The following is a 24975-nucleotide window of genomic DNA, read 5'->3' as shown; positions in this document are numbered from 1 at the left end:
TGCTTTTCCCCGATACAGTCCCTTTTTGGTCCGCAAGCGATTTCATCATGCATTATTTCATTTGGGCGGCACACGGATCATCCCAAGATGGAGGGAGACCAGGTGATTTATCATCCGGCGGGATCGATCGCGCCAAAACACCACAACCACTTCCCCAACAATCTGCATATCCAGTTGCATCGCTGTGTTCAGCGCATCGGCAAGGGTGTGGATAGCATGCGTTGTGTAGCAATCGTACCACCCACCAGTGCAACTGGCACAGCGAGTGTACTCGCATATTGTCCTGCTGCCGCCATTCCACTCGGATCAGTCCAGTTAGCAGGCGAATTCCAGACATAGCGATAGATGTTAAGGTCACCGGCTTCGAACCAGATCGGATATTCCTGCAGGAAGCGGCCGGTCGAGGGATCGTAGGCGCGTGAACGATAGTGGGATAGGCCCGTCTCCTGATCGTATTCTCGGCCAGCGAAGACAGACAAAAGAAGCTGGGGTTCCAATAAGCTTCCTAATCACGACATCGCAGAGCATTCAATCGTAAGAAGGACCTCAATATATTCCTAGTAATCAGCCACTTAGCTGCTGCGCGAGAACGACGCATTACGGAGGTTTGTCGATACAGCGATTGCCCCCCATTTTTGGGCAAAAACCCAATAGAAACGAACAAATCTTGCGGCTTATCTACCGGGGTTCTTGGGGTGCGATTCCCGTTTTGTTTTCTCGCCCCAAGTTCACGAAATTTTAGGGGATTGCGGAACACATATGGAACATATAGTGTTCGTTCTGTATTTGTTTCGCGACTTCAACGACGATTCTCAAGGGTGTTTTCCTCATGCTCACGCGCAAACAGCAGGAATTGCTTCTCTTCATTCATGAAAGAATGAAAGAGTCCGGCGTGCCGCCCTCCTTCGATGAAATGAAGGACGCACTCGATCTTGCCTCCAAATCCGGCATCCACCGGCTGATCACTGCCCTGGAAGAGCGCGGGTTCATTCGCCGGCTACCTAACAGGGCGCGAGCGCTTGAAGTGATCAAGCTGCCGGAGGCCTATGTGCCCGGCTCGAGGCCGCAACGGGGCTTCTCGCCGAGCGTTATTGAAGGCAGTCTCGGCAAGCCCAAGATGCCCGAGCCCGCCCCTGCTCCCAAGGCGCCTGCGAACGATATAGCAGGCGCGGCAACCGTGCCCGTCATGGGCCGGATCGCTGCCGGTGTGCCGATCTCAGCCATTCAGAACAATACGCATGACGTGGCGGTTCCGGTGGACATGCTTGGCTCGGGTGAACATTACGCGCTTGAGGTCAAGGGCGACTCGATGATTGAGGCCGGCATCTTCGATGGCGATACCGTCATCATTCGCAACGGCAACACCGCCAATCCCGGCGATATCATCGTGGCGCTGGTGGATGACGAGGAAGCGACGCTGAAGCGCTTCCGTCGCAAAGGTGCCTCGATCGCACTTGAAGCCGCAAACCCTGCCTATGAGACCCGCATTTTCGGACCTGATCGGGTTAAAATCCAGGGCAAGCTGGTAGGGCTGATCCGCCGGTATCATTGATGCTGCTGCCGGTCCGGATAAGGCCGGAGCGGTCGATGAGCGATAAACCATGCCTTCAAGATGAACGGCGCGTCATTCCACTCGAGTGATGCGCCTTTTCTTTTTAATGGCGGCGAAGGCGGCTTTGCCAGAGGACGTCGGCAGGGATGGCGCCCCACCCATCAATTGGCGTTATGGGAGCGATGGATTCTTTGCGATATTCCGGGCCGGGCCGCTGGTATAAAAACCCGCTTCACAGTCAGGAGACCCGCAATGTACGATCTTTATATCGCCAACAAGAATTACTCCTCCTGGTCGCTGAGGCCATGGGTCCTGATGCGCACGCTCGGTATCGCCTTCGAGGAGAAACTCGTCCCGTTTGGTGAAGGCGTGTCATTCTCCACCTTTTCCCCAACTGGCAAGGTGCCTTGCCTCGTCGATGATGGCGTGACGATTTGGGAGTCACTCTCGATCGCCGAATATCTTGCCGAACGTCATCAAGGGGTATGGGCAAGCGACAAGCATGCGAGAGCCTGGTCGCGGTCGGCAGCAAGCGAAATGCATGCGGGATTTTCGTCCCTTCGCAATCTCTACCCCATGTCCGTTGGCGTTCGTGTCAGACCGAACGTCAGCGATGCCGGGCTTGCGGCGGATATAAAGCGTGTCGATGCGGTGTGGAGCGAGGGCCTGTCGAATTTCGGCGGTCCCTATCTCGCCGGTCAGAAGTTCACGGCGGTGGATGCCTTCTACTGCCCTGTGGCATTCCGTTTCCAGACGTATGGCGCAGACCTTTCTCCTGCGGCAAAAGCCTATTTTGAGCGACTGCTCGCTCTGCCGTCCATGCGCGAATGGTATGAGGCGGGACTGAAGGAGACCTGGCGTGACGCGGCACATGAAGAGGAGATCGCCGGAATTGGCGAATTGACGATGGATCTACGCGCAAAGGCCTGACGATCCTCGCTGGTGGCGATCATTGCGACGCCGCCAGCAGACGGGTGATCGTTTCAGGCAATTCCCGGTCGAAACGTCCGGTTTTCCAGTCATAATATCGATGTTCACTCCACGGGCGGTTTGCGCCCGCGGTCGACGCCCGTAGCCGACCGACAACGCCGGGCTGATCGCTCCTCGCGAAGTCTATCTCCACGGAACCGATGCGCCGCAATATGTCGCGGTTGAGGAGTAACGCGCCCGAGCGACACTGTGCAAACGACGTTCTGCGGGAAACAATGACGATGTCGGCAATGTCACATGCTTTTCCGGCGAGGCGGCCGTCTTCCAGTACGATGATCCATTCGCCGCTTTCCGCACGCGCCACGCACCAGCGACCTGACTTGCATGTAAAAATTCCAGGCGCTGCATCCTTCAACGCAGCCGCCATGTCTCGTCCCACAGCCTTTATTTCGTCCCGCGTGAGCTTTGATTTCCTGGTGAGTGCGATGCCGGACGCGGTTGGAACGTCTTTTCTGAGGATAACGGGCGCGAGCGGTTTCTCCGGAAGCAGCAGCGCCCTCTGCCACTGGTCATAGATGAAGCCATGCGGCCGGGTTTTTGTGGCGTAAACCTTGTTCTCGTCCAGAAGCGCGACCAGAGAACCGTCTTCATGAACGAGGAGATCGGGCAGATCGCGCTGAGATGTCGCTGCCGAGAGGCCGAAGGCAAGCAGCAAAGGCGGAATGCCCAAAAGCGCAAGGCGGCTGCGCAGCAGGGTCAGCAGCAGGAAGCCAGCCGAGGCGATGCCGATGAACCAGCCATGCGGACGTCCGGTCGCAGCGCTGCCACCCCAGGAGGCGACTTCGTCCGCGACCTCTATGACCAGCGCCATGCCATGGCCCATGACCTTCAGGAATGGCGCGTCGAGCCCGAACGGCATCAGCAGCATGGCAATCAGACCGAAGGGCATGACGATCAGCGACATGAGCGGCGTGGCGGCGAGATTGGCAAAAAGTCCATAGGTGGTGACACGCTGGAAATGTTCGGCAGAATAGATTGCTGTCGAAAGCCCACCGATCAGCGACGTTGTGATAACGCCGCCGATCACGGCACCTGCCGTTTGCGCTACCGTCACCCAAGCCGGTTTTCGCCCCCTAAAAAGACGCTCGCGGTCAATGCGCCATCGGCTCCAGGCCGCATAGGCAGAAACAAGCGCGATCGTTGCGGCAAAAGACATCTGAAAGCTTGGCCCCATCACTTCGGACGGGGACAGCGCCAGTATCACGAGGGCGGAGAGCGCAACATTTCTCAGGCTGAGCGAGGGCTGATCGAAGAGCACCGCAATCAGCATCACCGACATCATCAGCCAGGCCCGCTCGGCGGAAACCGCGAAACCGGAAATCAGATAGTAGCAAAGTGTCATCAGGAGCGCTGCGAAGGCGGATATCTTCTTGACCGGCCATCGCTGGGCGAAGGCTGGGAACAGGCTGAATGCGAGCCTCATGCCGACAAAGAAGATGCCTGATGCCAAAGCCATATTGAGCCCGGATATGGCAACGATATGAGCCAGCCCCGAGACCCGCAGCGCCTCCATGGTTTCCGGCGATATGGCTTGTCTCTCATCGGTGACGATGGATGCGGCGAAGGCACCCGCATCGCCGCCGATCGTCGTGCGAATGCGCTCGGCGATGGCGGCACGCAGGCGATAAAGCCACATGTCGGCCATCTCCAGCCAACCCTCGGCCCCAAGGTCCGCCGTCGCCACCGCCTGGGGCGGCTGATAAAAAAAGCCTGTCGCGCCGATGCCCCGGAAATAGGATGAAAAGGCGAAGTCGTTCAATCCCGGCAAAGCCGGTCCGGACGGTGGAGAGAGCCGTGCCTTGCCGCGTATGGTCGCGCCGATCGGCATGGCGTCGCCGCCACCGCGCGCAAGGAGCGACACCCTCCCCGGCAGACGCGTTAGTGACGGCGCTTCAGTGGAGTGGAGCTGCACCAGATACCGCCAGTCGCCCCGCGCATCCACCTCCCGGCGCACCACCTTGCCGGTGAGCGTGGTGGTGACCGGCGTGTCCAGAAGGATGGTCGCCGCACGGCGGGTTTCCAGTTCCGCAAAAAGCATGCCGAGCAACAAGAGGGCGACAAGGCTGCACGCCCTTCCCACCGTATCAAGGCGGTATCGGTTGAGAAGCGCCAGTGGGGCCGCGACTAAAAATGCGACGATCAGAAGGGGCAAGGAAGGCGCGGTGTCGAGAGAAAACCAGAGGATCGCTCCGAAACCGATGACAACGGGTACGAAAAGAAAATCGTGCCCGAATGCGCGTTCTTCCGTCAGCCAGACGGCAACTTTTCGAGAAACGGAAACGCCGGGTTCGGGCCTGTCGACCAGAGGCGGCAGAACAGGGATCGCGACGGCGCCGGTCCGCTGCAGCGGAAACAGGATATCCACCGTGCCGGGGGCGTTTCCCTGCATCGTTTCGGCATATCCGAAATGCTGTTTTTCCCCTTGACCAAGCATTCTGCGCCGCGCCCCTGCCACACCGTAAACAGGTTTGCAGAGGGACGCCCGAGATTGCAATGCTTTCCTTTAACCGCGCGTTGACCGAGATTGAATTGCTTCGATCGACGAGGCCAAAAGCAACGCATTTGCGTTTGCCGCAATGCACAATTTGACCTTTGGATAGCTTGGCATCTGCGACAGGATCATATAGCTAATCGGTAGACGCTTAACCGCGGGGCGTGTCTCAACGCCCCCACCCGCATGTTTTCGGAGGATCAGTATGACGGAAAAAAGCGCTACAGTGACACTTGGCGACAAACAGGTCGAACTCCCTGTCAGGGAAGGCACGATCGGGCCGAGCGTCGTCGATATCGGCACGCTGTACAAACACACGGGCTCCTTCACTTACGACCCGGGTTTCACGTCGACGGCCTCCTGCGAATCCAAGATCACCTATATCGACGGTGACGAAGGTGTTCTCCTGCACCGTGGCTTCCCGATCGAACAGCTCGCCGAACAGGGCGACTTCTTGGAAACCTGCTATCTGCTGCTTTACGGCGAACTGCCGACGGCTGCACAGAAGAAAGATTTCGATACCCGCGTCACGCGCCACACCATGGTGCACGAGCAGATGAGCCGCTTCTTCACCGGTTACCGTCGCGACGCACATCCGATGGCCGTCATGTGCGGCACGGTCGGCGCTCTCTCGGCCTTTTACCACGACTCGACCGACATCACCGATCCGCATCAGCGCATGGTCGCATCGCTTCGCATGATCGCCAAGATGCCGACGATCGCCGCGATGGCCTACAAGTACCATATCGGCCAGCCCTTCGTTTACCCGAAGAACGATCTGGATTACGCCTCCAACTTCCTGCACATGTGCTTTGCCGTGCCGTGCGAGGAATACAAGGTCGATCCGGTTCTGGCCCGCGCCATGGACCGCATCTTCATTCTGCATGCCGATCACGAACAGAATGCCTCCACCTCCACGGTGCGTCTTGCCGGTTCGTCGGGCGCCAACCCGTTCGCCTGTATTGCGGCCGGCATTGCCTGCCTCTGGGGTCCGGCACACGGCGGCGCCAACGAAGCGGCGCTCAACATGCTCAATGAAATCGGCTCGGTTGACCGCATTCCGGAATATATCGCCCGCGCCAAGGACAAGAACGACCCGTTCCGCCTGATGGGCTTTGGTCACCGCGTCTACAAGAACTACGACCCGCGCGCCAAGATCATGCAGAAGACGATGTATGAAGTGCTGGAAGCCACTGGCAATTCCGACGATCCGATCATGCAGGTCGCGCTGGAACTGGAAAAGATCGCCCTTTCCGACCCGTATTTCGTCGAAAAGAAGCTTTACCCGAATGTCGACTTCTATTCGGGCATCACGCTGAAGGCGCTCGGCTTCCCCACGACCATGTTTACCGTCCTCTTCGCTCTCGCCCGCACGGTTGGCTGGATCGCACAGTGGAACGAAATGATCGAAGATCCGCAGCAGCGCATCGGCCGTCCGCGCCAGCTTTACACGGGTGCCGGCAAACGCGACTACGTTCCGGTTTCCAAGCGTTAATCGGCAAACCACGTCACGTCAAAGGCCGGCGAGTTTTACTCGCCGGCCTTTTTGCTTGCCATTGTGGATTGGGATACACGCGGTGGGACCGGCGGCAACACAGGCCCTGACACAGCCGGGGCTTCAACCTCGCTGTCTGCGGGCGTTCACGACCTCGAGGAGAATAGCCGCGCCGGTTTCGCCGGGCGGGACATCCGTGCGCAGACGTTGCTGCACCAGAGTATAACCTTCGAGCATGGCCTTCCGCTCAATTGTATCGGATGACAGGCGTTCCGCCCAACGCAGCATCGATCCGGCCCTGACCACCTCGTTGAAATACTCCGGGACGACAGCGTAATCGGCAATGAGATTGGGTAGCGCACCCGTCCAGGTCTTCACCCGCTTGCTCAGCATGGTGAAAATCCAGTCGGTCTTGTAGACAGATATGGTCGGCACGCCGGCAAGAGCCAACTCAAGAATGACCGTGCCTGACGCTGCGATAGCCGCATCGGCTTCCGCAAAGGAGTTCCACTTGAAAGCAGGATCGATGCCGATTTCGGGTCTGATTTCCTGCGGCCAAGACGCCGCCAGTTCGCGGATGCGATGTTCCTGACGTGGAACGGTGGGCAGCAGGAACCGCGTCGGACCATTCCGCTCCACAAAAGCCTTCGCCGCGTGCTGGAACGGCTCCATCAGCCTGGTGGTCTCGGTGGAACGCGACCCGGGCAGAAGAAGAATCGTCTTCGGCCGCCCCTCCGCTGGAAGTGGCCGTTCTGCCCGCTTCCGACGCACCGCGAGGACGTCCGGATCGACGCTGAGGCGATGGCCGACGAATGTGGTCGGCGGGCCTCCGAGACGGCGCATCGCCTCCGGCTCAAATGGCAGGAGAGCCAGGACATGGTCCACATAGGATAACATCGCCGTTGCGCGATGTTCTTTCCAGGCCCAGACGCTCGGGCACACATAATTGACGACCGGAAGATGCGGCAGTTCCTTGCGGACTTTTTTCGCCACTCGATGGGTGAAATCCGGGCTGTCGATGATCAAAAGGACATCCGGTTTTTCCCGTATCACCGCCTCAGCCGCCCGGTTGATCAGGCCGATCAGTTTGGGCAGTTTCTTGAGGACCTGCGTGAACCCCATGATCGAGAGTTCGGAATAATCGAAAAGAGAAGTGAGCCCCTGCCCCTCGAGCGCCTCGCCGCCGACGCCGACAAGTTCGATCGAACCGGGATATCGGGCCTTGAGGGCCCGGATCAGATCCGCGCCGAGAAGATCGCCCGACACTTCGCCGGCGATGACCGCCACCTTCAATCTCTCCGTCATTCCATCATGTCTCCGCGAAGTGACGTATCGATGCCACAGACGAATATGCCCGCCTGATCGGCAGCTTTCAACATCGCGTCACGATCAAGCACCAGTGCGCGTCCGGCTTCGACGGCAATGCCCGCAAGCCCGGCCTTTCGGGCATTTTCGACAGTTTCGATCCCGATTGTCGGCAGATCGGCGCGTATATCCTGCTGCGGTTTGCAGAGCTTGACCAGCACACCCCGGCGGCGAGGCGAAATGCGTCCCTCCGCGCGCAATGCCGCCACGCGCAGTAACATTGCGTCCGTGCCTTCAACGCCCTCAAGCGCCACGATGCGGCCGCCGACGGAGACCGCGCCCTGGCCGACATCAAGTTTGCCGAGCGCAAGCGCCGCCTCAGCTGCCTTGCGTATGTCCTTCACATCGTCTTCGTCCGGTTTTTGCGTGCCGAAAGCGCCCGTCGTGGCCAAGAGGCCTGGAGCGATCTCATGCGCGCCGATGACTTTCGCACCGAGCGTGCCGATGATCTTTATGACCATCTGCAGAACGGCGTCATCGCCGCCCGACAACAGCGTTTTGACGATGGATGGCAGTTTTAGCAGGATGGCGACGGTGGGGCGGATTTCACGCCATTCCGGCCGCCGCGCCACGGCCCCGGAGAGTACGACACGATCCACCCGGTTGTCACGCAGCAGCCGGCCAAGCCCGGCGACGTCACCAACCGAGATGACGGCGTTGTCGAAACCGCTCCAGTCGAAGCGGGAATCGTCGCGCAGCCGCACGATGAAAGGATTTTCTCCCATCTCACGGGCGGCGTTCGCCACGTAAAGCGGCAACTGGCCGCTGCCGGCCACAATGGCGAGACGCCCGCCGCCTGTCACGGCTCACTTGCCCCGGTTGGGGGACGAGATCGCGCGGTCGCTGTCCACTCCAATGAAATCGATGATTTCTAGCGCCTGCGGGCAATCCAGATATTCGCTACGGTCGATCGCTGCCGCATTGCCGCGGATCGTGCCTTCCGCCTCGAAAATCTGCTTGAAAACGCGCCGGACCTTGTGGATATCCGCGCGCTCAATGCCGGCACGCGTCATGCCAACGACATTAAGGCCGCCGAGAATGCCGGGATTGCCATTCAGCATGCCATAGGGAATGACATCGTAATTGACCGCGGACAGCCCGCCGATGAAGGCCTGACGGCCAATGCGGGTGAACTGGTGAACAGCACAGCCGCCGCCGAGAATGGCGCGGTCCTCGATCGTCACATGGCCGGCCAGCATCACATTGTTGGACAGGATGATGTGGTCGCCAAGGCGGCAATCATGCGCCACATGTGAGTTGGCAAGGAATAGATTGTCGTTACCGACGATCGTCTTGCCGCTGCCATCAGAGCTGCCGGCGTTCATGGTGACGCCTTCACGCATGATGCAGCGCTCGCCAATTTCCAGCGTGGTTTCAGAACCGTCGTGGCGAACCGCCTGCGGCGTGCCGCCAATGACCGCCATGGGGTGGACGACCGATCCACGGCCGATGACCGTCAGGCCGGATACAACGGCATGATTGTGCAGCCGGACATCATCATGCAGCGTGACTTTCGCGCCGACGTAGCTCAGCGCACCGATGACGACGTTTTCACCGATCACCGCGCCATCTTCGATCACGGCGGTGGGGTGAATTCTGGCCGAGGCGGCAATCGTGCTCATTGCTGGTCCTCGGGGATCATCATGGCGCCGACGTCAGCCTCCGCCACCAGCGCGCCGTCCACCTTTGCCTCGCAATGAAATTTAAAGACATTGCCGCGCTGCCGCTGCTTGACGACGTGGATTTCCAGACGATCGCCGGGGATCACGGGTTTGCGGAAACGGGCGTTGTCGATTGTCATGAAGTAGACCAGATGGCCGCCCTCACCTTGACTGCGGGCGCATATTGCACCTGCCGTCTGGGCCATGGCTTCGACGATCAGAACACCCGGCATGATCGGCCGGTCCGGGAAGTGGCCGGTGAAATGCGGTTCGTTGACCGTCACGTTCTTGATGCCGGTCGCCGAATTGTTACCGTCGATATCGATGATCTTGTCGATCAGCAAGAATGGGTAACGATGCGGCAGAAGCTTCATGACTTCCAGAATGTCAGCCGCGCCGAGCGTCGTCTTCGTTTCTTCAGTCATTGTTTTTCTCTCCTGTTTTTTTATCACGCCCTTCAGCGCGTGCCAGAATTTCGGCCATGTCGCGCAGGAAATATTTCATCGGTCGCGCAGGCGTTCCGCCATAACGGGCGCCTGCCGGCACGTCCGCCACAACACCGCTCATGGCAGCAATCTGCACGCCGTCGCCAATGTTGATATGGCCATTGATGCCTGCCGCACCACCAATCATCACACCGTCGCCGATACGGGTGCTGCCCGCAATGCCGACCTTGCTGACGATGCCGCAATGGCGGCCGATGCGAACGTTGTGCCCAATCTGGACCTGATTGTCGATCTTGGTGCCTTCGCCGATCACCGTGTCATCCATGGTGCCGCGATCGATCGTGGTGTTCGCGCCGATCTCGACATTGTCCTGGATGATGACACGGCCAATCTGGACGATCTTCAACATGCCGCGTGGACCGGGGGCATAACCGAAACCGTCTTGCCCGATGCGCGCACCATTGTGGATAATCACATTATTACCGATGAGCGCGGCAAGAACGCTTGCGCCGCCTGCAATGGTGCAATCGCGTCCGATCTGTACATCCTGCCCGATGATGACACCGGGCCCGATCCGCGTACCAGCACCGATATGGGCCCCGGCGCCGATCACTGCGAGCGCCTCGACAATGACGCCCGCTTCCAGCTTCGCGGAAGGATCGACATGCGCAGCATGAGAAATTTCGCTTTCCATCCGCGCGATCGGACCGGGACGCATCGCCGAGGGGTGCAGCAAGGCACCAACCTGGGCAAACAGCGTGTGTGGATTTTTCGATATCAGCGCGGGGATGTCGGACGGAAGCATGTCCACAAGGGCAGCGTCACAAATGACGGCGGCAGCTTCGCAGGTCTGCAGCTCATCGCGGTTCTTGCGCGAAAGGATATAGCAGAGCTGATCGGGTTTTGCCCGATAGACCGGAGAAACGGACCTGACAATCCGCTCTCCCGCCGCCTCATCAGACAGTTCCGCCCCAAAGCGGTCTGCGATGTCTTTCAATCGCAGTCCCTCGTGGGGCGGAAAAAACGCGTTGTATTCCATTAGCCGGAAACTCCAGAACGTTCAGAGTTGCAGTTCTGGACTGCCGATATCAGAAAGTGTTGGACATGCCAAACCGGAAACGCTGTTCCTCGTCGTAGTCTTCCTTGGCGATCGGAACCGCGTAGTCTACACGGATCGGACCGAAGGGCGACGCCCACATCACGCCAATACCGGCGGATGCGCGGATGGAATTGTCATCCTTGACGGTCTGAGACGTGGAAACCTTGTTACCATACATCGTGCCAGCATCGACGAAACCAGCAAGACGCAGACCGAAATCCTCGGGAACGCCAGGCATCGGAGCCGTGACTTCAGCAGACGCGGCAAAATAGGTCGTGCCGCCGATGGAGTCGGAACCGATGCGCGGACCGATACCATCGTTCTTAAAGCCGCGAACCTGACGTCCGCCGAACTTGAACTGATCGAATACCAGCAGATTGTCGCCCGTCGGCATCACGTGACCGGCCTGACCGGTGAGCGAGCCGATGACGTCGTACTCATCCGACAGGGTGTAGTAGAAACGCGCCTTGGCATAGATCTTGTAATATTCGGAATCGCCACCCAGACCGGCAAATTCGTTTGTCAAAGCAGCCTGCCAGCCTTCACGCGGCATGTTGCGGTCGTCGAGCGTATTGTAGTTCAGCGTGTTGGAGATGATGGACTGCGTCCAATCGCCACCGCGGATCAAATCCTGATAAGGTTCGGCGAGATTGTTGAGGTTAGTCCAGTCACCCTCACCGTCGTAGTTGATCTGCTTGTAGGTATACTTGAACGTCGTCGAGAGATCCTCGGTGATAGGCGCGGTCACGCGCAGCGAGAAGCCCTGCTCGTCGTAGTCGTAATAATCTTCGCTGCGGCTCTGGCTCTTGAACAGGTCGAAACCTGCAGCAAGGCGGTAGCCGAGGAAATAAGGCTCGGTAAAGGAGAGCGTGTAGCTACGCGCATCGTCTTCACCCGCACCGGCAGCGAGACGGATATACTGACCGCGGCCGAGGAAGTTCTTTTCTTCGATGGAGGCTTCGAGCAGCACACCGTCGTTCTGCGAATAACCGGCGCCGATACCGAACGAACCGGTCGACTGATCTTCAACGTCAACCACGATGACGACGCGGTCAGGCGCGCTACCGCCGGCGGTCGAGATATTGACCTTCGAGAAGTAACCCAGCGCTTCGAGACGACGCTTGGCAGCAGTGATAACCGTCTGGTTGAACGCATCGCCTTCGGAAATATCGAATTCGCGACGAATGACATAGTCACGCGTGCGGGTATTGCCACGAATTTCGATACGCTCAACGTAAGCGCGCTCGCCCTGATCAACGATGTAGGTCACGCCAATGGTGTTGCCGGACATGTCGCGGTCGCCGCGCGGCGTTACACGGGCGAAAGGATAACCTTCACCGGCGACGCGCTTGGAAATCGCCTCCATGCTCTGCTGAACTTCCTTGGCGCTGTAGCTTGCGCCCTGGCGGGTCTCAACGAGGCCCTGAAGCTCCGAACCCTCAACACCCGGAACGGTCGATTCGACCGCGACGTTGCCGAAGTTGTAACGCTGACCTTCATCGACCGTGATGGTGATGTTGTATTCGTTTTTGGACTCATCAAGCACAGCCTCGGAACCAACGACCCGGAAGTCGGCGTAACCGCGGTTGTAATAGAACTGGCGCAGCGCCTCTTCGTCGGCGCGCAGCTTGTCCTCGTTGTAGACGTCCTTACGCGTCAGGAATGACAGCATGTTGGACTTCTTGGTATTGATGACAGCAGCCAGACGACCATCGCTGTAGGCATTGTTGCCCACGAAGTCGATGCGGCCGATCTTGGTACGCTCACCTTCATTGATGACGAAAGCGATGTTCACGCGACCCTGACCGACGGAAACCGTCTGGGTGGTGACTTCGACATCGCTGCGGCCGATAGCGGCATAGGCTTCCTTGATGCGGGCAATATCCGCCGTCACGATGGCCTGATTGAACGGGCCGAGCGACTGCGTCTGCACGATGCCGGCGAGCTTGTCGTCCTTGATCTTGCGGTTACCGTTGAAGACTACCTGGTTAACGAGTTGGTTCTCGTTGACGGTCACGACAAGCGTGCTGCCCGAAACGCGCATGGAAACATTCGAGAAATAACCGGTGGCGTAAAGACGCTTCACCGATTCATCGATGTCCGAATTGGAAAAGTTCTTGCCGGGCGCAATGGTGATGTTGGAACGAACCGAATCCGCACCCGATCTTTCGGCGCCGCGAACGTCGATTCTGCTGATGACGGCTGCCTGTGCAACGCCAGCAGAGGCAAGCACACCAAGGCCCGCAACCGAAGAAACACCGGCAGACAGAGCAACCGCCGACACAGCGTTCAAAAATCTTGAACCAGCCTTCATTTCAATTCTTACCTTTTTACGTTGTCCCTCAGCGGGCGGAACCCGACTCCGGCCATGTGCGTCGTTTTACCTGCTTTTCCCCTACAAGCAAGCGCGAACGTTAAATTCTGTTTACTTCGTGCTCCAGAGTGGCTCATTCGCCACTTTGGCATAAAAACAAGGTAAACAACCGACTAACAAAACCGTTAAAACACAATCCTCAGCCAATCAAGCTGCTGATATCATTCCATGTTGCAAAAACCATAAGACCCAAAATCATCGCCATGCCGATGCGGAAGGCAACCTCCTGCGCGCCCGCTCCCAGCGGCCTGCCGCGGATGGCCTCGATGGCGTAGAACACGAGATGTCCGCCGTCCAGAACCGGGACGGGCATCAGATTGAGGAGCCCGATCGATACCGACAAAACGGCTGCAAGTTGAATCACGGCGGAAATGCCAAGAGTCGCCATCTGGCCAGAAGCCTGCGCGACCCGCACCGGGCCGCCGAGCTGATCGGCATTCATGCGGCCGGTAACGAGATTGCCGATATAATTGAATGTGCCGGTGATGACGTGGCCTGTCTCGCGCACACCTTCCAGAAGCGCCTGCGACGGCGAATATTTGATGTGACGGAAATTACCGCTGGTCTGGTCGGTGACAATGCCGATGATGCCCATTTCCAGCTTGTTGCCGAACTGGTCGGTGGTTTCGGTCCGGGTCGGCACCATCGGCAGCTTGAGCTCCTCGCCTGCCCGCTCGACGGTGACCGTGATAGGCGTGCCGGGCCGGATGCCGACATAACGGCGGACATCTTCGAAGGTCACCACTTTTTCGCCATCAATCGCCACCAGACGGTCGCCGGGGCGCACGCCCGCAGCGGCAGCGGCACTGTTTTCACGCACCTCTGCAACAACGGGATCGGCGATCATCCGGCCGTAAATGCCGAAGAGTACTGCGAAGATGAGAATCGCGAGGATGAAGTTTGCGATCGGGCCCGCAGCGACGGTCGCCGCCCTTTTCCACAGTTTTGCACCGGAAAGCGTCTGCGCCCTTTCCTCCAGCGTCATATGGGACAGGCCCGAGCTGTCCGGCTTGCTCGCTGCGTCTTCATCACCAAAGAATTTCACGTAGCCGCCCAGTGGTATGGCTGAGATCTTCCATCTCGTCCCGCGCTTGTCGGTGAAACCGAGCAGCTCGGGGCCGAATCCGACGGAGAATGCCGTGGAACGGATGCCGCACCAGCGACCGACGAGATAATGCCCCATCTCGTGGACAAAAACGAGAAGGGAAAGCACCAGGATGAAGGGCACGATATAGCCGGTCAAAAAGCCGGTCGCCGCCATTACTGTGTTCATGACAATCTGCCCTTCATGTCGTGACCTTTCGTGCCGCTTAGAAACCCGGCAGCAGACCGCCGCCCGACCCGGGCACATAGCCGGTTGCCGCCGCGTGCACGAAAGCTATGAGGAATACCGTAAAGCAGGCGAAAACAAGACCGTCAACACGGTCCATGACGCCACCATGGCCAGGAATGAGATGGCTTGAATCCTTGACCTGGAAACGCCGTTTCACGAAGGATTCGAAGAGATCGCCGATCTGGCTGAACACGGAAAGAAGGAGTGCAAGCCCCAGCACCAGAAAGCTGATGCGTCCGTGATAGGCCATGGAGACTGCCGCGCCGCCGATCACGGCCGCCGCCGCCCCGCCAATCGCGCCAGACCACGTCTTTCCGGGCGAAATAGAAGGCGCCAGCTTCGGCCCGCCGATGGCGCGACCGACAAAATAGGCAAGAATATCCGTTGACCAGACAACGGCGAAAATGAACAGGATGGATACAAAGCCCGTCAGTTCGTCACCGCGGATGGCCGCCAGTGATATACCGCTCAGACCCGCATAAAAAATGCCCCCCACCAGCCACCAGTTTTTGCCGCGCAATACCGGAAACAGCGCCGCTGTCAGCGTGAAGCCTGACAAAAGCGGCAGGTCGAGCGAGGATTCGCCGAAAATCGTGTTGCCGGCAATGACGGCGACGGAAAACCAGCCCCAGGCGTTGCCGGTCGGATTGCTTTCCGACATCCGGGTAATCGTCGACCACTCATAATAGATGAGAATCGCCAGAAGGCCCGCAACGATGCGGAACAGAATGCCGCCATACCAGGTTGCGGCCAGAATGACCGCGGCCATGACGATCGCGGAAACAATCCGCAGTCTGAGTTCTCGGCTCATCAGGCGCCTGCCACGGCAACCTGCTCGGTGAGTGCACCGAAGCGGCGGTCACGCGTTGCATATTGCTCGATTGCGGAGAAGAAGAGCTGCCGGTCGAAGTCCGGCCAATATTCCGGAATGAACAGGAACTCGGAATAGGCCGCCTGCCAGAGCAGGAAGTTCGACAGGCGTTCCTCGCCGCTGGTGCGGATGATCAGGTCAGGATCAGGAATGCCCGAGGTGTCGAGCCGGGCCGAAATCATCTCGGGGGTGATGGAAGCGGCGTCTAGCCTGCCTGCGGCAACATCAAGGGCGATTGACGCCGTCGCGCGAGCGATCTCGTCACGGCTGCCGTAGTTGAAGGCGATCACCAGCGTCAGCTTGGTGTTGTCGGCCGTCATCTGCTCAGCCTCTTCCAGAAGCGAGCGAATATCGTTCTTCAGCCCCTGCCGGTCACCGATGATCCGCACGCGGACGTTCTCGCGGTGCAGTTCGGCAAGGTCGCGGCGGATGAAAGCCTTCAAAAGCCCCATCAGGTCGCTTACCTCGGATTCGGGCCTGCGCCAGTTTTCCGACGAGAAGGCGAAGAGGGTGAGATAGCGTATGCCGCAGTCACCGGCCGCGCGCACGGTCTCGCGCACGGCCTCCACACCGCGGCGATGCCCCATCACGCGCGGGAGGCCGCGCTGCTTTGCCCAGCGGCCGTTGCCATCCATGATGATGGCGACGTGCTCGGGTATGGAGGAACGTGTCGTCGTCGGCATATCGATCCAGTAACAGGGCAGCGCGGAATTAAACGGAAAAGACAGGTCTATCGCAGGCGATATCAGACCTGCATGATTTCCTTTTCCTTCTCGGCAAGCAAGCGGTCAATTTCCGAAATCGTGTCGTCGGTCATTTTCTGCACCTTTTCCGACTGGCCACGGCTTTCGTCCTGACCGATGTCGCCATCCTTTTCGGCTTTTTTCAGACCGTCCATGCCATCACGACGGACATGGCGAATCGCCACCTTGGATTTTTCGGCATAGTCATGGGCGACCTTGACGAGCGACTTGCGGCGCTCTTCATTGAGTTCAGGCAGCGGAATTCTGAGGTTCTGGCCGTCAACGATCGGGTTGAGGCCGAGGTTGGATTCGCGGATGGCGCGGTCGACAGCGTTGACCATCGACTTGTCCCAGATGTTGACGCCGAGCATGCGCGGCTCGGGAACGGTGATGTTGGCCACCTGGTTGAGCGGCACACGCGAACCGTAGGCGTCGACGGTCACTGGGTCCAGAATGTTGGCCGACGCGCGGCCGGTGCGCAGCGACGCGATATCGCTCTTGAACGCATTGATGGCGCCATCCATACGGCGCTTGATATCGTTGAGGTCAACACCACTCATCTTGATACTCCATCTTGTCGGCCAGCGGCCGTATTCGCCCCAGGGGCGGCATCGTTTTGGATTATTTGTCGTGCACGATGGTCTTGCGGCCGCCGCCGGTCAATATCTGTGCAAAACCACCCTTCTCATGGATCGAGAAAACAATGATCGGGATGTGGTTTTCGCGGGCAAGGGCGACAGCGGCGATATCCATGACCGCGAGCCCCTTGCCGAGCACTTCGCTATGGGTCAGCTCGTCAAAGCGGGTTGCCGTCGGGTCCTTCTTTGGGTCAGCGGAATAGATGCCGTCCACTTGGGTTCCCTTGAAGATCGCCTCTGCGCCCATTTCGGCGGCGCGCAGTGCAGCAGCGGAATCGGTGGTAAAGAACGGGTTGCCCGTACCGCCGGCGAAAATCACCACGCGGCCCTGGGCCAGATGATGAAGGGCGGCACGCTGGGAGAAGCTCTCACAGATCTCGGGCATGGCGATTGCCGAAAGAACGACAGTGTCGATGCTGAGCTTGCGGAGCGAGGTGGCAAGGGCCAGCGCGTTGATGACGGTTGCCAGCATGCCCATATGGTCGCCGGTGACGCGGTCGCCGCCCTTGGATGCCACGGCCACGCCGCGAAAGATATTGCCGCCGCCGACGACAACGCCGACTTCAACGCCCATCGCCCTTGCCTCGGCGATATCGGAGGCAATGCGGTCGGCCACCGCCACATCGATACCGAAACCCTGATCACCCATGAGGGCTTCGCCGGAAGCCTTGAGAAGAACGCGTTTGTAGATCGGCTTGGAAGACATCATGACTCCTCGGAAATGTAACCGAAACGCGGATACACGAAGGGCACCGCGTTGTCACGCGATGCCCTCCCGTTTTCCCAAGATTGGGTAAATATAATCAGCCCTTGGCGACGGCTGCGACTTCAGCTGCGAAATCGCTTTCTTCCTTTTCGACGCCTTCGCCGAGCAGCAGGCGAACCATGCCGGTAACTTCGATGGAAGCGCCTGCTTCCTTCTCGGCTTCCTTGACGGCAGCGCCGACGGTCAGGTCGGGGTTGATGACGAAAGCCTGCGACAGAAGGGCGACTTCTTCGAAGAACTTGCGCATGCGGCCATCAACCATCTTTTCGATGATGGCTTCCGGCTTACCGGATTCGCGGGCCTGTTCGATGAAGACGTTGCGCTCGCGCTCAGCAACGGCAGCGTCGACTTCTTCAGCACGGATGGCGAGCGGGTTGGTTGCAGCGATGTGCATGGCAACCTGGCGGCCGATGGAGTTGAGAACTGCCTTGTCGCCTTCCGACTTCAGCGCAACGAGAACGCCGAGCTTGCCGATGCCGTCGCCGGCAGCGTTGTGGATGTAGGTCGCGACAACGCCGTGCGGCACTTCCAGCGCAGCGGAACGACGCAGCGTCATGTTCTCGCCGATCGTTGCGATTGCGTCCTTGATGCTGTCGGAAACGGACTTGCCGGTTGCCGGATAGGTGGCAGCGGAAACAGCGTCAACGGTGCCATCGGTGGATAGAGCAACCTGGGCGATGCCGCGGATGAGATCCTGGAAAGCGTCGTTACGGGCAACGAAGTCGGTTTCCGAGTTCAGCTCGACAACGACAGCCTTGTGACCCATGGTGGCAACGCCGACCAGACCTTCGGCAGCCGTGCGGCCGGACTTCTTGTCGGCCTTCGCGATGCCCTTGGCGCGCAGCCAGTCGATCGCCGCTTCCATGTCGCCATTGGTTTCAGCAAGAGCCTTCTTGCAGTCCATCATGCCTGCGCCAGACTTTTCGCGCAGTTCCTTCACCATTGCGGCTGTGATTTCGGTCATTGTGTGCCTCTTATCGGTTCGATCGGTCAGCCGGCGGAATTTGCCGTGCCGAAGTTCTGGGTGATGACTGTACCCGGCCGCACACCCTTTGAAACCCTGAGGTTCCGACAAGGGGCATGCGCATTCCCAAGTGCTGCGGCGTCGCCAAACATCGAAATGATGGGTGCCGCTCTAGTGTGACAGCGTTATGAAGACTGCCTGCCGTTCCAACCACCTCGGACGCCTGTGGTTTCCAGAAACCGTGGCGGAGCGGTTAGAAACAAACAAGGCCGTCAACCCATTGAAGGTCTTTGACGGCCTTGTCATATCCTGGTCGAGGAGACGGCGATACGGGATCGCCGCCAGACAGGGCCTATATCAGGCGCCAGCCTCGTCTTCGAGAGCGGGCTCGATCGGAGCTTCTTCAGAAGCGCCGATGTCGCGGCCGGAAGCGCCCTGCTGACGGGCAATACCGTCGATGGCAGCGCGTGCGATCAGGTCGCAGTAAAGCGAGATGGCGCGCGACGCGTCGTCGTTACCCGGGATCGGGTAGTCGATGTGATCCGGATCGCAGTTGCTGTCGATGATCGCAACGACCGGAATGCCAAGACGCTTGGCTTCTTCGATCGCGATCTTTTCCTTGTTGGTGTCGATGATGAACATCAGGTCCGGAACGCCGCCCATATCGCGGATACCGCCGAGAGCCTTTTCAAGCTTTTCGCGTTCGCGCTCAAGGTTCAGACGTTCCTTCTTGGAGTAGCCGGAGCCTTCCGAGTTCAGGATCTCGTCAACCTTGCGCAGGCGCTGGATCGAGTTCGAGATGGTCTTCCAGTTGGTCATCATGCCGCCGAGCCAGCGGGAGTTGACGTAGTACTGGGCCGAACGCTTTGCGCTGTCGGCGATGATTTCGGACGCCTGGCGCTTGGTGCCAACGAACAGAACGCGGCCGCCACGGGCAACGGTGTCGGACACGACCTGAAGGGCGCGCGACAGCATCGGAACGGTCTGAGCCAGGTCGATGATGTGGATGTTGTTACGGTCGCCGAAGATGTACGGCTTCATCTTCGGGTTCCAGCGGTGCGTCTGGTGGCCGAAGTGAACACCAGCTTCCAGAAGCTGGCGCATAGAAAAATCGGGCAATGCCATGCCTTGTTACTCCTTTTCCGGTTTAACCCCCGCGAAGCGAACAGCGCCGATTTTCATCGACACCACCGGGCGGAACGGACCGGATTTCTCCCGGAACATCCCAAGCTTCGCGTGTGGAATGGTGAGCCGCATACAGTCGCCCGCTTAAAAATGCAAGCGTTTATGCGAAAAAACCGCGCAAATGGCCCCGTTTCAGCGCACGGGCTTGTTTTCGCAGGTTTCGGGCTTGAGAATATCAAGCTTCGCAAGCTTTCCCGTCAGAACGAAATCACCGTAATCCATGGTGAGATCGCGGGTGATTCCGTTTTCATAAAGCTTGAACGACATGCGGTAGATCGGCAAAGCGTCGGTGCCGGTCTTGTCGTTGTAATAGGCGATGGTCACCGGCCAGAAGGCGGCCTTGGCGAAATCGCCCGCCTTGCCGGCATCCGCGTCCCCGTCCTTCGGTGTCTGCGCCTTGCCGACCAGCGTCGAGGTGATCAGGCTTTCATCACCATCATCCGACCCATCGAAAATACGGGATTCGAAAATGCGCTTTCCCTGCTTCGCGTGCTCGATGACCTGAAACATGTGTTGTGTCGGGAACTCACTTGCGACCAGACTGACCTGGCGGGCATCCGGACGGGTCAGGTCGACCTTCACGCCATCGCTGCTATCGGTTGCCGCCCCCTGCACTTCCTTGTCCAGCTTGTCATCGGTGTAGGACTTGGTCTCGAAGGTGAATTTCTTGGCGGCAATGTCTTCGAACGTCGTCGTCTGCTGATCCGTCATCCGCACGGCATCGCCCGTGTTGATCTGCGTTACGAAACGGAAATCGGTCTTGTAACCCTGGCAGGCGGAGCCGGTGAACTCATAGACCATGCGACCAGTCATGCCTTCGATGCCGGAGCGATCGGACGCATCCTTGAGTTCGAGGTCGTAGACGGCGCGATGTGCAATGAGATCGGGAACCGCGACGGGCAAGGCGCTGGCGGCGTTCGACAGGCCGGTCATAAGCCCTGTTGCGGCAACGAAACCAAGCGTCCTGACAAACATGCAATATCTCCTGTTGGACTCACCGCTCATATTGTACAAGCAACCGCCCGGCTTTTGGATCAACATCTTCTGAATGCCGGATTCTTGAAGGATTTACAACAAAACCGGAGACGAAAATGTCGGACGTCATCGAAGGCCGCCTCAAGGAACTAGGCTTTACGCTTCCTGTTGCGGCAGCACCAGCCGCAAACTACGTTCCGTTCACCATCAGCGGCAATCTGCTTTATGTATCGGGTCAACTGCCGATGGAATCGGGCAAGATTGCGGTGACGGGCCTCGTTGGCCGCGATGTCGACGTGGCAGGCGCCCAGCGCGCAGCCGAACTTTGCGCCGTGAACATCCTCGCACAGGTCAAGGCCGCCTTGAATGGCGATCTGTCGAAAGTCCGCCGCGTCATCAAGCTGAACGGCTTTGTGGCTTCCGTTCCCGAGTTCGTTGAGCAACATCTCGTCATCAACGGTGCATCGAACCTCATCGCCAATGTTCTCGGCGAAGCCGGCAAACATGCCCGCGCCGCCGTCGGCATGGCCGCCCTGCCCTTCAATGCATCGGTCGAAATCGACGCCATCGTGGAAATCGACGTATGACACTGAAACTTTCCTGGCTGACGGCCCAGCCCGTCGCCCATCGCGGTTATCATGATCTCAACAAGGCGGTCTGGGAAAACACGCTCTCCGCCTTTTCCCGCGCCGTCGAGGCCGGTTTTGCGATCGAATGCGACGTTCAGCTGGCGGCCGACAGTGTGCCGGTGGTTTTCCATGATCACGATCTGAAAAGGCTGACCGGCATCAAGGGCGATGTGCGTGAACGCACCTCGGCGGAGCTGGCAATGCTTTCCGTCGGCCAAACCAAGGATCGCGTTCCGAGCCTCAAGCAGCTTCTGGCTCTCGTGGCCGGCAAGGTGCCGCTGGTTATTGAGCTGAAGGGCCGCGAGGGCGAAGGCGTCGATGACGGCTTTGCCGAAGCGGTGCTGGAAGACCTCGAGGGCTATAACGGCCACGTGGCGCTGATGAGCTTCGACCACCATCTGCTGAAGGACCTGAAGGCTGCGGGCTCGCCCTGGCCTCTTGGGCTGACGGCCGAAGGCGACAAGCCGGAGGACTTCTTCAGACATGACGAAGCCATGCAGTTGGGGCTCGATTTCATCTCCTATCATTGGGGTCACCTGCCCAACAGCTTCATCGAAGCGCAAAGAAAACTCGGGCTTCCGGTGATTACTTGGACGGTCAGGGATGAAAATGCGCGCGAGACGACCTATAAATATGCGGACCAGATGACATTCGAAGGTTTCGACCCGAGAGAGAACCCGTCCACCACGGCATGACAGAAGATTATTCCATCAGCATTGCGCAGTCCTTCGCGGACATCGATCCGGAGAGCTGGAAACGGCTTTCCGGAACATCGCGCGATGCATCAGGAAAATCTTACAACCCGTTCATATCGCATGAATTCCTGTCTTCTATGGAAGACTCTGGCTCGGCGACCGCCAAGACTGGCTGGCTGGGGCACCACCTGCTGCTGGAAAACGCTGCAGGCACCCTCATTGGTGCCGTTCCTGCCTACCTGAAAAACCACAGCAAGGGCGAATACGTCTTCGATCACGGCTGGGCAGATGCCTTCGAGCGGGCTGGCGGGCATTATTATCCGAAATTGCAATGCTCGGTGCCCTTTACCCCGGCGACGGGCCCGCGGCTGCTGGTTGCCAACGGCGAAGATGTCGGACGATTCAAGCCGCTACTTGCTTCCGGTCTCGCACAAGTGACCGAGAAGATCGGCGTTTCCTCGGCTCACGTCACGTTTCTGCAAGAGGATGACCTATCCGCTCTTCTGCCAGGCGATTTCCTGCATCGTACGGACCAGCAATTCCATTTCATCAATGACGGTTATCGCGATCACAACGATTTCCTCGATGCGCTGTCATCACGCAAGCGCAAGGGGCTCAAGAAGGAACGCCGATCAGCGCTGGAACACGGCATCGAGATCGACTGGCTGACGGGTTCCGACCTGACGGAGGACATCTGGGACCAGTTTTTCGCCTTCTACATGGATACCGGCAGCCGTAAATGGGGCCGGCCCTATCTTACCCGGGAATTTTATTCGCTGATCGGCGAGCGAATGGCCGATGACGTGCTGCTGGTCATGGCGAAACGCGAGGGGCGCTATATTGCCGGTGCGATCAACTTTATCGGCTCGGACGCGCTTTACGGCCGGCACTGGGGCTGCATCGAGGATCATCCTTTTCTGCATTTCGAGGTCTGCTACCATCAGGCGATCGATTTTGCGCTGTCCAAGGGTTTGAAACGGGTGGAAGCCGGTGCGCAGGGCGAACACAAGCTGGCGCGCGGCTACGTGCCGGTCACCACCCATTCGGCGCATTTCATCGTCCACCCGGGCCTGCGCCGCGCCATTGCCGATTATCTTCAGCGGGAGCGCGAAGAGGTCGAGCATATCGGCGATTACCTTGATGAACACACGCCTTTCCGCAAGGGCGAAAGATAGGAACCGGACGCATAGTCCGACATACGGAGAGAGCAGAATGACGGCCAGCGCCTATGACGACAACAATATCTTCGCAAAAATCCTGCGCGGCGAAATTCCGAGCCATAAGCTTTACGAGGACGAGCATACCCTGGCGTTCATGGATGTGATGCCGCAGGCCCCGGGCCATCTGCTCGTCGTTCCCAAGACCGGCTCCCGCAACCTGCTCGACGCCGATCCCGAAGTGCTGGCGAAAACCATTCCGGTGGTGCAAAAACTCGCAGTCGCGGCAAAGGAAGCCTTCGATGCGGACGGCGTTTTCATCGCCCAGTTCAACGAACCGGCCGCTGGCCAGACCGTTTTCCACCTGCACTTCCACGTCATTCCACGCAAGGAAGGCGAGCCGCTGAAGCCGCACTCGGGCGTGATGGCCGATGGTGAAGTGCTGAAGGCTCACGCAGAGAAGATAAAGGCGGCGCTCGCCTCGTGACGGGCGCCAAGACATCTGCGCGTTTGTCGCGGCCTCCGCACGCCGTTGTCACAGACGCGATCCCTCGGCTGGCGCGATCAAGTTCTCGATCGCGCTAGCTTTAAGGCGCAGAAGCGCCCTGGCTGCACGCGGCATCATCCTCTGGCCCGTTCGGGAACGCGCACGGCGGCAATATTGTTTGCAGTCACGCCGGAGGGCGATAGGCATTCCTCTCCGGCCATGGCCAGCCTTCAAGCATCGTCAGATCCGGCCGGTAGATCTCTACCTGCAGCGGATAACAGGCCGCCGTATCGCTGGAATGCGTGGCGCTGCAATCGCCTCCCGGGCAGGCGGACAGCGCGCCGATGAGATCAATTTCCGCAAAGAACTCGAGATAATCGCCCGGACGCACCGGACTTGCCTTCATGAAATACTGGTGGGTGTCGCGGGTGAACCCCGTGCACATGAAGACGTTCAACACATCATGAACATGCGGCTCCGCTTGCCGGAACGAAAGGCCTTTGGCGGAAGCAAGCGCGTTCGTGAGGTTGGAGTGGCAACAATGATGATAATCGCCGCCGCTGAGCAGCTTGTTCGTGTAGGGATCGCAGCGCGTGCCGATCACGTCATGCACACCGCCGCCGTCCTCGTCCCAGCCATACCATGACAGCGTGTCATGGGTGATGGTCGCCATCGACCGAAGGGATGGCAGGTTGCTCCACAACCGGTTGCCGACAGAAACATGGGTGGCATGCAGCGCGCGGGTCTTGCCGCTGAAAAACCGTTCATTCAGATCATGCGCATTCCAGAGGTTCAAATCCCCCACCTGCGGGCCTTCGATACTGACGATGCGGAAAAAATGGCCCTTCGGAACATTGAAGGTTCGGCCGTCACGCGGCGGCACGATAACCTCATCGATCTTTTCCATGCTCCCGCGTGCTTTTTCCAAAAGCGCAAGGTCGGGAGTCTCAAGTGTGCCGTTCGGGTAAACGACGACAGGCGAAATGGCGCGGCGCGCGGCGGCGTCTTCGGGTTCGGCAACAGGCATTCGGGGCATGAAATCCTCTGAGCAATGTAATG

At 58.9% G+C, this 24975-nt stretch carries 24 protein-coding genes; 7 read left to right on the top strand and 17 right to left on the bottom strand.

The window, feature by feature from the left end; translation table 11 throughout:
- Positions 1-188: 188 nt before the first annotated feature.
- Positions 189-479 (bottom strand): RHS repeat-associated core domain-containing protein, encoded by a 291-nt coding sequence (locus BTN45_RS05225; RefSeq protein WP_207589164.1) that lies wholly within the window; start codon positions 477-479, stop codon positions 189-191.
- A 350-nt stretch (positions 480-829) separates the two neighbouring features.
- Here BTN45_RS05225 and lexA point away from each other — a divergent pair, with 350 nt between their 5' ends.
- Both lexA and BTN45_RS05215 read left to right on the top strand, forming a co-directional pair.
- Positions 830-1552 (top strand): transcriptional repressor LexA, encoded by a 723-nt coding sequence (gene lexA / locus BTN45_RS05220; protein ID WP_045534120.1) that lies wholly within the window; start codon positions 830-832, stop codon positions 1550-1552.
- Between the two features lie 252 nt (positions 1553-1804).
- Entirely contained in the window at positions 1805-2482 is a 678-nt protein-coding gene (locus BTN45_RS05215) for a glutathione S-transferase family protein (RefSeq protein ID WP_207589163.1), read from the top strand.
- Positions 2483-2501: 19 nt separating this feature from the next.
- Here the strand turns inward: BTN45_RS05215 and BTN45_RS05210 are convergent, their stop codons facing one another.
- On the bottom strand, positions 2502-4976 hold the full coding sequence (locus tag BTN45_RS05210; protein ID WP_246751660.1) for a ComEC/Rec2 family competence protein: 2475 nt from the start codon (positions 4974-4976) through the stop codon (positions 2502-2504).
- Positions 4977-5238: 262 nt separating this feature from the next.
- Between BTN45_RS05210 and gltA the strand changes: the two genes are divergently transcribed.
- Complete coding sequence (gene gltA, locus BTN45_RS05205; protein WP_006697561.1) at positions 5239-6528, top strand: citrate synthase; 1290 nt, start codon at positions 5239-5241, stop codon at positions 6526-6528.
- A gap of 123 nt (positions 6529-6651) precedes the next feature.
- Here gltA and lpxB read toward each other — a convergent pair whose 3' ends face one another.
- From lpxB to BTN45_RS05135, 14 genes are all read right to left on the bottom strand, one after another.
- Positions 6652-7833 carry a lipid-A-disaccharide synthase gene (lpxB, locus tag BTN45_RS05200; protein WP_207589162.1) on the bottom strand — a complete coding sequence of 394 codons (1182 nt, stop codon included), beginning with the start codon at positions 7831-7833 and terminating at the stop codon, positions 6652-6654.
- Positions 7830-8696: an LpxI family protein gene (locus tag BTN45_RS05195; RefSeq protein ID WP_207589161.1), complete on the bottom strand. Its 867-nt coding sequence runs from the start codon at positions 8694-8696 to the stop codon at positions 7830-7832. The genes lpxB and BTN45_RS05195 overlap by 4 nt, the downstream gene beginning before the upstream one ends.
- A gap of 3 nt (positions 8697-8699) precedes the next feature.
- Positions 8700-9515, bottom strand: a complete 816-nt coding sequence (lpxA, locus tag BTN45_RS05190) for an acyl-ACP--UDP-N-acetylglucosamine O-acyltransferase (RefSeq protein ID WP_006697564.1) — start codon at positions 9513-9515, stop codon at positions 8700-8702.
- Entirely contained in the window at positions 9512-9979 is a 468-nt protein-coding gene (gene fabZ, locus BTN45_RS05185) for a 3-hydroxyacyl-ACP dehydratase FabZ (protein ID WP_004441570.1), read from the bottom strand. Before fabZ ends, lpxA begins: the two co-directional genes overlap by 4 nt.
- Positions 9972-11039, bottom strand: a complete 1068-nt coding sequence (gene lpxD, locus BTN45_RS05180; RefSeq protein WP_006697565.1) for a UDP-3-O-(3-hydroxymyristoyl)glucosamine N-acyltransferase — start codon at positions 11037-11039, stop codon at positions 9972-9974. The genes fabZ and lpxD overlap by 8 nt, the downstream gene beginning before the upstream one ends.
- Positions 11040-11088: 49 nt before the next feature.
- Positions 11089-13413 carry an outer membrane protein assembly factor BamA gene (gene bamA / locus BTN45_RS05175; RefSeq protein ID WP_022556087.1) on the bottom strand — a complete coding sequence of 775 codons (2325 nt, stop codon included), beginning with the start codon at positions 13411-13413 and terminating at the stop codon, positions 11089-11091.
- Between the two features lie 199 nt (positions 13414-13612).
- On the bottom strand, positions 13613-14734 hold the full coding sequence (gene rseP / locus BTN45_RS05170; RefSeq protein ID WP_162699329.1) for an RIP metalloprotease RseP: 1122 nt from the start codon (positions 14732-14734) through the stop codon (positions 13613-13615).
- A 49-nt stretch (positions 14735-14783) separates the two neighbouring features.
- Positions 14784-15617 carry a phosphatidate cytidylyltransferase gene (locus tag BTN45_RS05165; RefSeq protein WP_112765771.1) on the bottom strand — a complete coding sequence of 278 codons (834 nt, stop codon included), beginning with the start codon at positions 15615-15617 and terminating at the stop codon, positions 14784-14786.
- Positions 15617-16360 carry an isoprenyl transferase gene (locus tag BTN45_RS05160; protein WP_004441561.1) on the bottom strand — a complete coding sequence of 248 codons (744 nt, stop codon included), beginning with the start codon at positions 16358-16360 and terminating at the stop codon, positions 15617-15619. Before BTN45_RS05160 ends, BTN45_RS05165 begins: the two co-directional genes overlap by 1 nt.
- Before the next feature lie 62 nt (positions 16361-16422).
- A complete protein-coding gene (gene frr, locus BTN45_RS05155) occupies positions 16423-16980 on the bottom strand; it encodes a ribosome recycling factor (protein WP_004441558.1) in 558 nt (185 codons plus the stop codon).
- Between the two features lie 61 nt (positions 16981-17041).
- Positions 17042-17764, bottom strand: a complete 723-nt coding sequence (pyrH, locus tag BTN45_RS05150; RefSeq protein ID WP_003502561.1) for a UMP kinase — start codon at positions 17762-17764, stop codon at positions 17042-17044.
- 97 nt (positions 17765-17861) lie between these two features.
- Positions 17862-18788 (bottom strand): translation elongation factor Ts, encoded by a 927-nt coding sequence (tsf, locus tag BTN45_RS05145; protein ID WP_004441554.1) that lies wholly within the window; start codon positions 18786-18788, stop codon positions 17862-17864.
- A 357-nt stretch (positions 18789-19145) separates the two neighbouring features.
- Positions 19146-19913, bottom strand: a complete 768-nt coding sequence (gene rpsB / locus BTN45_RS05140; protein WP_003502558.1) for a 30S ribosomal protein S2 — start codon at positions 19911-19913, stop codon at positions 19146-19148.
- A gap of 192 nt (positions 19914-20105) precedes the next feature.
- The gene (locus tag BTN45_RS05135; RefSeq protein ID WP_004441545.1) at positions 20106-20948 is read right to left on the bottom strand and encodes a cell envelope integrity EipB family protein; all 843 of its coding nucleotides are present in this window, start codon (positions 20946-20948) and stop codon (positions 20106-20108) included.
- Positions 20949-21064: 116 nt separating this feature from the next.
- On the opposite strand from BTN45_RS05135, the gene BTN45_RS05130 reads away from it, so the two are divergent.
- From BTN45_RS05130 to BTN45_RS05115, 4 genes are read left to right on the top strand one after another with little or no spacing between them, the layout of a single operon-like run.
- Positions 21065-21535, top strand: a complete 471-nt coding sequence (locus tag BTN45_RS05130; protein WP_004441543.1) for a RidA family protein — start codon at positions 21065-21067, stop codon at positions 21533-21535.
- Positions 21532-22272 carry a glycerophosphodiester phosphodiesterase gene (locus BTN45_RS05125; protein WP_207589160.1) on the top strand — a complete coding sequence of 247 codons (741 nt, stop codon included), beginning with the start codon at positions 21532-21534 and terminating at the stop codon, positions 22270-22272. Before BTN45_RS05130 ends, BTN45_RS05125 begins: the two co-directional genes overlap by 4 nt.
- Entirely contained in the window at positions 22269-23447 is a 1179-nt protein-coding gene (locus tag BTN45_RS05120) for a GNAT family N-acetyltransferase (protein ID WP_113381077.1), read from the top strand. Before BTN45_RS05125 ends, BTN45_RS05120 begins: the two co-directional genes overlap by 4 nt.
- Positions 23448-23484: 37 nt before the next feature.
- Entirely contained in the window at positions 23485-23916 is a 432-nt protein-coding gene (locus BTN45_RS05115; protein ID WP_006697570.1) for an HIT family protein, read from the top strand.
- A gap of 184 nt (positions 23917-24100) precedes the next feature.
- On the opposite strand, the gene BTN45_RS05110 is transcribed toward BTN45_RS05115, so the two are convergent.
- The gene (locus BTN45_RS05110) at positions 24101-24943 is read right to left on the bottom strand and encodes an urea carboxylase-associated family protein (protein ID WP_207589639.1); all 843 of its coding nucleotides are present in this window, start codon (positions 24941-24943) and stop codon (positions 24101-24103) included.
- Positions 24944-24975 lie beyond the last annotated feature (32 nt).

The organism is Rhizobium sp. ZX09 (assembly GCF_017357485.1).
Lineage (GTDB): Bacteria > Pseudomonadota > Alphaproteobacteria > Rhizobiales > Rhizobiaceae > Agrobacterium > Agrobacterium pusense.
The sequence above is the reverse complement of the archived record's forward strand: the minus strand, read 5'-3'. Positions and strand labels throughout refer to the sequence as shown.